This is a genomic window from Nostoc sp. KVJ20 (genome assembly GCF_001712795.1).
Taxonomy (GTDB): domain Bacteria; phylum Cyanobacteriota; class Cyanobacteriia; order Cyanobacteriales; family Nostocaceae; genus Nostoc.
The window spans coordinates 24,760-31,189 of sequence record NZ_KV757719.1; the positions used below are offsets into that span (position 1 = coordinate 24,760).

The 6,430-nt window shown below is 44.4% G+C and carries 5 protein-coding genes and 1 pseudogene; 1 reads left to right on the top strand and 5 read right to left on the bottom strand.

Features of this window, described 5'->3' with window-relative positions; translation table 11 throughout:
- Positions 1 to 325: 325 nt before the first annotated feature.
- Positions 326 to 1,042 carry a Uma2 family endonuclease gene (locus A4S05_RS31580; RefSeq protein ID WP_069073719.1) on the bottom strand — a complete coding sequence of 239 codons (717 nt, stop codon included), beginning with the start codon at positions 1,040 to 1,042 and terminating at the stop codon, positions 326 to 328.
- An 87-nt stretch (positions 1,043 to 1,129) separates the two neighbouring features.
- Here A4S05_RS31580 and A4S05_RS31585 point away from each other — a divergent pair.
- Positions 1,130 to 1,327, top strand: a pseudogene (locus A4S05_RS31585) (ATP-binding protein); the annotation flags it as partial.
- On the opposite strand, the gene fabD reads toward A4S05_RS31585, so the two are convergent.
- The 4 genes from fabD to A4S05_RS31605 all read right to left on the bottom strand — a co-directional run bounded on the left by fabD (position 1,324) and on the right by A4S05_RS31605 (position 6,240).
- Positions 1,324 to 2,205: an ACP S-malonyltransferase gene (gene fabD / locus A4S05_RS31590; protein WP_069073721.1), complete on the bottom strand. Its 882-nt coding sequence runs from the start codon at positions 2,203 to 2,205 to the stop codon at positions 1,324 to 1,326. The pseudogene A4S05_RS31585 and the gene fabD sit on opposite strands and share 4 nt — an antisense overlap.
- 146 nt (positions 2,206 to 2,351) lie before the next feature.
- On the bottom strand, positions 2,352 to 3,344 hold the full coding sequence (locus tag A4S05_RS31595) for a beta-ketoacyl-ACP synthase 3 (protein WP_069073722.1): 993 nt from the start codon (positions 3,342 to 3,344) through the stop codon (positions 2,352 to 2,354).
- A gap of 155 nt (positions 3,345 to 3,499) precedes the next feature.
- On the bottom strand, positions 3,500 to 4,522 hold the full coding sequence (gene plsX / locus A4S05_RS31600; RefSeq protein WP_069073723.1) for a phosphate acyltransferase PlsX: 1,023 nt from the start codon (positions 4,520 to 4,522) through the stop codon (positions 3,500 to 3,502).
- 236 nt (positions 4,523 to 4,758) lie between these two features.
- Positions 4,759 to 6,240: a leucyl aminopeptidase gene (locus A4S05_RS31605; protein WP_069073724.1), complete on the bottom strand. Its 1,482-nt coding sequence runs from the start codon at positions 6,238 to 6,240 to the stop codon at positions 4,759 to 4,761.
- Positions 6,241 to 6,430 lie beyond the last annotated feature (190 nt).

Sequence of the window (6,430 nt, forward strand, 5' to 3'; positions counted from 1 at the left end):
AAACTAAATCTGGAAATCTTTGGGATTTAGCAGCATAGTTAGTACTTTAGTTCCTATTCCCGGATATTACGTTAGTGAAGAATTATACAATGGTTCTCGAACCCTAGTTTATCGAGGGTATCGAGAAGCTGACCAAAAACCTGTAGTGATTAAACTAAGTACAACATTTCATTAATTCGTAGCGAATCCTCTGTGTACCTCTGCACTTACCTTTGCGCCCCTTTGCGTTTAAATTTCAACCCTCAATTCCCTATGAATTTACGCAAAGCTGTACTAAGGTTACAGGAAAAAACTTGTGTAATTAATTCTGTCTGATTACTTATAGTTACAAATTATCTGGATCGATACCTTGCTGTTGAAGACGATAACGCAAGTCTTGTAGGGCTTGCCCTGCCTGTTGAGCCTGTCGCTCTGACTGTTCTATGCGTTCATCGGGGGTAGGAAAGCGTGAGCCAGCTTGATCAAACCAAAATAACCAGTCTCGCTCCCAACCTTTATGAATCCCCGCAGCTACCCCAATTCCCAACTGCAACTCCGGTATCCAAAATTGCTCTTGCGACTGCAACACAAATTCATCATCAACCCGTCGATACACTTCAAAGGGAGCGTGATTATCTCGTTGCCAATATTCTGGATTGTAGATGACATAATACAATACCCCTAAATCCAAATATTTGCCCATTTTAATATCGTATTCTCCACCATAGGTTTGAGAGACGATTTCGACAACCAAAATGGGTGGTGTCCAATTCTCTTCCCAAAGCACATAACTGAGTCTTCCATTCGGCGGTCGTCGCCGTCGTTCTACACCCAAGCTCAAAAAGCCATCGGGGACAATGGATTTTCTCGGTGCAGTCGGGAGGTAGTAGATACCCATGTCTACGCCAAAAAACCAATCGGTGCGATCGCTCCAAATAGCGGACAAAATAGCTAACAGTAAGTTAGGAATCAGGTTTTGCAGTTCGTTATCCACAGGAGTATCATCAGAGTCGGGGAGTTCAGCCGCCGTTGGGAGCAGGGGTAGGGGAATGGAGTATTCCATAGGATAAGTTCCCTCGCAACAATAAACCCATTTTATGATCTGGGAATAATAAATCCAGAATTGTCAAGATTTTGGTGGCAGAACAATGACTCCAGTAAAGGTATGACAGAAGAAGTCAAACAAAAAATCTTTGACCATTTATTTACAACGAAAGCTGTCGGCAAAGGGACAGGATTAGGATTAGCGATCGCTCGTCAAGTTGTCGAAGAAACCCACAGTGGCAAATTGAGTTTTAACTCTGTTCTGGGTGAGGGTACAGAATTTGTAAAGCTACAAAACAATTAAACGGGTAAATCAGCAGCACTCTGGATGTTTTGTAATACTAAATCAGGGCTACTACGTTTAACCAAGCCAGTTAAAACTTTACCAGGGCCAATTTCCATCACTCGCTCAATGCCGTTAGCTGGTAATTGTAGAGAAATTTCTCGCCATCTTACAGAACCAGTCATTTGTTGGTTTAGGCGCTGCTTTAAAATCTTGGCATCAATAGACGGAATTGGTTCTACATTAGACAAAACTGGTACAACAGCTGGCTGAAATTCTACAGATTCTAGAATGTCTTGGAATTCAGCCGCCGCTGGTGCTATTAAATGTGAATGAAATGCTCCAGAAACTTTTAGGGGAAGCGCACGCTTTGCTTTAACTTGAGTCATCACTGCTTGTACAGCCTCAGTCGTGCCTGAAATTACCACCTGAGCCGGACTATTGTCATTTGCCAGCACTACATCAGGCGTTTCGGCAATGGCTTTTTCCAACTGTTCGCGGTCAAAGTTCATCAAAGCTGCCATCATACCACCGACGGCACTATCCATGAGTTCTGCACGACGCTTTACTAGATATAAACCAGCCGACCACTCAAAGACACCCGCTACATAAAGGGCAGAATATTCTCCCAAACTGTGACCCGCAACTAAATCTGGCTGGTGTCCTCGTTCTCGGAGAAGGTCAGCAAGAATGCTTTCTACCACATAAAGAATTGGCTGAGTGTATAGCGTCTGTGATAACTTCTCTTCTTCGTTTTGACAGATTTCTATTACAGACCAGCCCAAAATTTCCTCAGCTTGGGCAAATTTGTTTTTAGCAGATGGTATATCTAATAAGTCCATTCCCATTCCCAGCGCTTGGGAACCTTGTCCGGGAAACACCCATGCAGTTTTTGTCATTTGTCAATAGTCATTGGTCATTGGTCATTGGTCATTAGTCATTTATCATTTATCATTTGTACTTAGCTTTGCCGTTGGCACAGCTTCTCGTAGAGAAGTATTGGTCATTAACAAAGGACAAATGACTAATGACAAAGGACAAAATATTATCTTCCCCATTTAAAAATTGCCGCGCCCCAGGTAAGACCGGCACCAAAGCCGGATGTAGCAACAATGTCATTGGGTTTAATTTTGCCTTGCCGTACTGCTTCATCTAAAGCTAAGGGGATGGAAGCCGCAGAGGTATTGCCGTACTGGGCGAGATTACTGATAATTTTATGTTCTGGGATATTTAGGCGTTGGGCAACGGCATCGATAATCCGCTGGTTGGCTTGATGCAATATCAGCCAATCTATTTGGTCAACGCTGAGGTTGGCTTGAAACAAAGCTTTGTCAATGATTTCTGGCACTTTTTGCACAGCAAAGCGGTAGACTTCTTTGCCGTTCATCGTAATCGGTTGGTAAGTGCCTTTAGTGATATTTACATCAGTGAGCAGTTCTTGGGAAGTGCCTGCGTAGGCAAGATTGAGGTGATGGTTTTGAGTGCCATCACTTTTAAGTGCAAATCCTAATAAGCGATCGCTTTTGTCAGCCTGTAATACTACTGCCCCAGCACCATCACCAAACAGTACACAAGTGCGCCGATCTTGCCAATCTACCCAGCGAGAGAGGATATCTGCCCCTATCAACAGTACATTTTTATAGACACCTGTTCTAATGTATTGGGCTGCTGTAACCAGACCAAACACGAAGCCAGAGCAGGCAGCTGTCAAGTCAAAGGCCACTGCATTGGTAGCTCCCAATTGAGCCTGTACTTGACAAGCACTACCAAACAAATCATCAGGGGTGGAAGTCGCTAGCAGAATCAGGTCTAGGTCTTCTGGTCTAATGCCCGAAGCTGCGATCGCCTTACTGCTGGCGGCAGTGGCGAGTACACTCAAGGACTCAGACGGCAGCGCTAATCGCCGTTGACGAATTCCCGTTCTTGTGGTTATCCATTCGTCTGATGTTTCAACTAGTTCACTTAATGTCTGATTATGTAGTGAAGTTGCTGGTACTGCCGAGCCACTTCCGATAATTGCTATGCCTAAATTTTGCACTCCTAATCTCCCAAGCTATCAGCTTTTTGTCCTTTGTCCTTTGTCCTTTGTCCTTTGCCAGTTGTCCTTTGTCCTTTGTCCTTTGCCAGTTGTCCTTTACAAATAACCAATGACTAATGACCAATGACTAATGACCAATGACTAATGACCAATGACTAACCGCTCTCGCGCTCTAGGATATATTGGGACTGAATTCGTTGTATTACCTGGTTGTCAACAGCTTCTTTTGCCATCCGAATTGCATTAAAAATTGAAGGTGCTTGGGAGCTACCGTGACCGATAAAACAGACTCCTGCCACGCCTAACAGCAAAGCACCACCATGTTCTGCATGATCCATTCGCTGTTTAACCCGCTTCAGGTTTGGTTTTAAGAGTGCTGAACCGAGTTGACCATGCAATCCTTGGGGTAATTCTTCCCGCAGAATTTGCAGAATTACTTCTCCGACGGCTTCGGCAAATTTTAATAATACATTCCCGACAAATCCATCACAGACAATCACATCAAAGCGACCGGAAAGCACATCACGCCCTTCGGCATTGCCAATAAAATTAATTTGGGAATTTTCGCGCAGCAGTTGGTGGGCGCGGACGGCTGCATCGTTGCCTTTAGAGTCTTCTTCACCGATATTCAGCAAACCCACTTTAGGCTCGGTTGTACCCAAGACATATTGACTGTAAGCCGATCCCATGACGGCAAACTGCTCTAAAAACTTGGGACGGCAATCTACATTTGCACCGACATCAAGTACCAGCACTGGCTTACCAGCAACAATCGTGGGAAAAACTGTCCCTATGGCTGGGCGGTCAATTCCTGGCAATCGTCCTAACCGGAGTAAAGCTGATGCCATAGCTGCCCCAGAGTGGCCGGCAGAAAATACGGCATCTGCTTGCTGCTGCTTGACTAAATCCATGGCCACATTGATCGAAGCCTTGCGTTTACGTCTAACTGCGTTTAAAGGCTCCTCATCCATTGCGATCGCGTCCTCCGCAGGAACGATCTCCATCTGCCCTAAACTTGTTTTTGGTGGCAAGGCAGCTTCTATTTGTTGGGGATCACCAACCAACAATATATCTACACCCAATTCTTCCCGTGCTCGCAATGCGCCAGCAACGATTTCACCGGGTGCGTGATCCCCTCCCATTGCGTCAATTGCGATCCTTACGCGAGTCGATCTCATTGCTAAGAGCTTCTAGAAACCTTACAAATTTTACCAGATGGCAATGCCCGAAAAAGCTTAACTTTCTGACCGCCAAATTATTTCTGTTACTATTGCAACAATTTTTACTGGCAAGCTCAAGATAGCACGAATTTGGGGATTGGGGATTGGGCATGGGGCAATTCAATTTTGGATTTTGAATTTTAGATTTTGGATTAAATTTCAATCTAAAATCCAAAATCTAAAATCAAAAATTCTTACTCCCCAGCACCCAGTACCCAATCAACTAGTGTCCGAACACCGTAGCCAGTTGCCCCTGCGCTGTTGTAGCCATTTTCTTTATCTGCCCACACTGGGCCAGCAATATCTAAATGTGCCCAAGGAGTTTCTTTAACGAATTGTTTAAGGAAAAGGGAAGCGGTAATAGCACCACCTGGACGCGGGCCTGTATTTTTCATGTCCGCGATCCCAGATTTTAGCCCTTCAAAATATTTTTCTTCCATTGGCATCCGCCAAATCTTTTCCCCTGAACTTTGGGCAGCTTTCTCAATCTGGGAAGCGACAGCATCATCGGGAGTGTACAATCCCGCAATATCATCACCCAAGGCAATGACGTTAGCACCAGTCAAGGTGGCTAAATCAACGATCGCATCTAATCCCAATTTGTCGGCATACACTAAAGCATCTGCTAGGGTTAAACGTCCTTCAGCATCGGTGTTGTTCACTTCGATTGTTTTGCCATTTGATGCTGTGAGAATGTCTCCTGGATGCATAGCGCGTCCGCTAATCATGTTTTCAGCCACCGCCGAGATAAAGTGAACCTCAACATTTGGCTTAATTTGAGCAATTGCTTTTGCCGCACCCAAGGTAGCAGCTGCACCGCCCATATCCATTTTCATGGTTTCGATGCCGCTACCAGCACCTTTAATGTTGAGTCCACCAGAATCGAAGGTTACACCTTTGCCAATAATTGCTAGTTTCTTTTTGGGTGTACCTTCTGGTTTGTAAGTCAGGTGAATGAATTTAGGTGGCAACTCGGAAGCTTGCGCTACTCCCAAAAAAGCACCCATACCCAACTTTTCACAATCTTCTTTTTCTAAAATTTCTACTTGTAAGCCGTACTCTTTTGCGATCGCTTGAGCAGTTTCCGCCAAAGTAATTGGTGTTACTGCGTTAGCTGGTGCTGCTACTAACTGCCGTGCCAAATTTACCCCAGAAACGATTTGATTGGCGCGGGTGATGGCTGCTTCTTGTCCACCAAATCCTAGTAAATCTATGGTTTCTATTTGTGAACCTTTTTCTTCCGGTTCTGATTTAAAGCGAATATCTTGGTAAAGCGCTAATTCGACACCTTCTGCGATCGCTTGGGCGCTAGCGGCTGGGTCGTTGTTCCACAATGGAAAACTAAATCCCAGAATTTTGCTTTTTTGCTTTTTTCCTACCCTGGCTACAGCAGCAGCAGCACGGCGCAGAGTATCGAGTTTTAGTGCATCTGGTTTTCCTAAACCTACGATAATCAATTTACGCACTGGGCTATCAGCATTTACACGGGTGAAGATTGCACTGTTAGCTTTCCCTTTAAATTCTTCTTCTGTAATTAGTTCTTTTAAAACCCCAGAAAACTTTTGATCTAAAGTTGCCAGTTCTCCGGTTAACTCTACTGCATCTTCAAATAATCCAATTGCCAAACTATCGCCTGCCCACTCTAGCAAAGGCTTATCACTAAGTTGAATTGTCATTTTGGGATTTTGTGTAAATATTCCTTCCTGTACCAGTATTGCTCAAAATTCTTGTTTCATGGTATTGGGCATGGGGAATTGGGCATTGGGCATTGGGGAGCAGGGATCAGTGGCTATAATTTAGCAAATTGGTATAAATAGGACTTGTTAATGAGTCTTTGATACTCGTTAATCCACCTCAGAACTCCGT

What these genes read in the sequence shown, in the direction of transcription:
- A4S05_RS31580 (WP_069073719.1), bottom strand. Translation starts at nt 1,042, where the DNA reads ATGGAATACTCCATTCCCCTACCCCTGCTCCCAACGGCGGCTGAACTC.
- fabD (WP_069073721.1), bottom strand. Translation starts at nt 2,205, where the DNA reads ATGACAAAAACTGCATGGGTGTTTCCCGGACAAGGTTCCCAAGCGCTG.
- plsX (WP_069073723.1), bottom strand. Translation starts at nt 4,522, where the DNA reads ATGAGATCGACTCGCGTAAGGATCGCAATTGACGCAATGGGAGGGGAT.
- A4S05_RS31605 (WP_069073724.1), bottom strand. Translation starts at nt 6,240, where the DNA reads ATGACAATTCAACTTAGTGATAAGCCTTTGCTAGAGTGGGCAGGCGAT.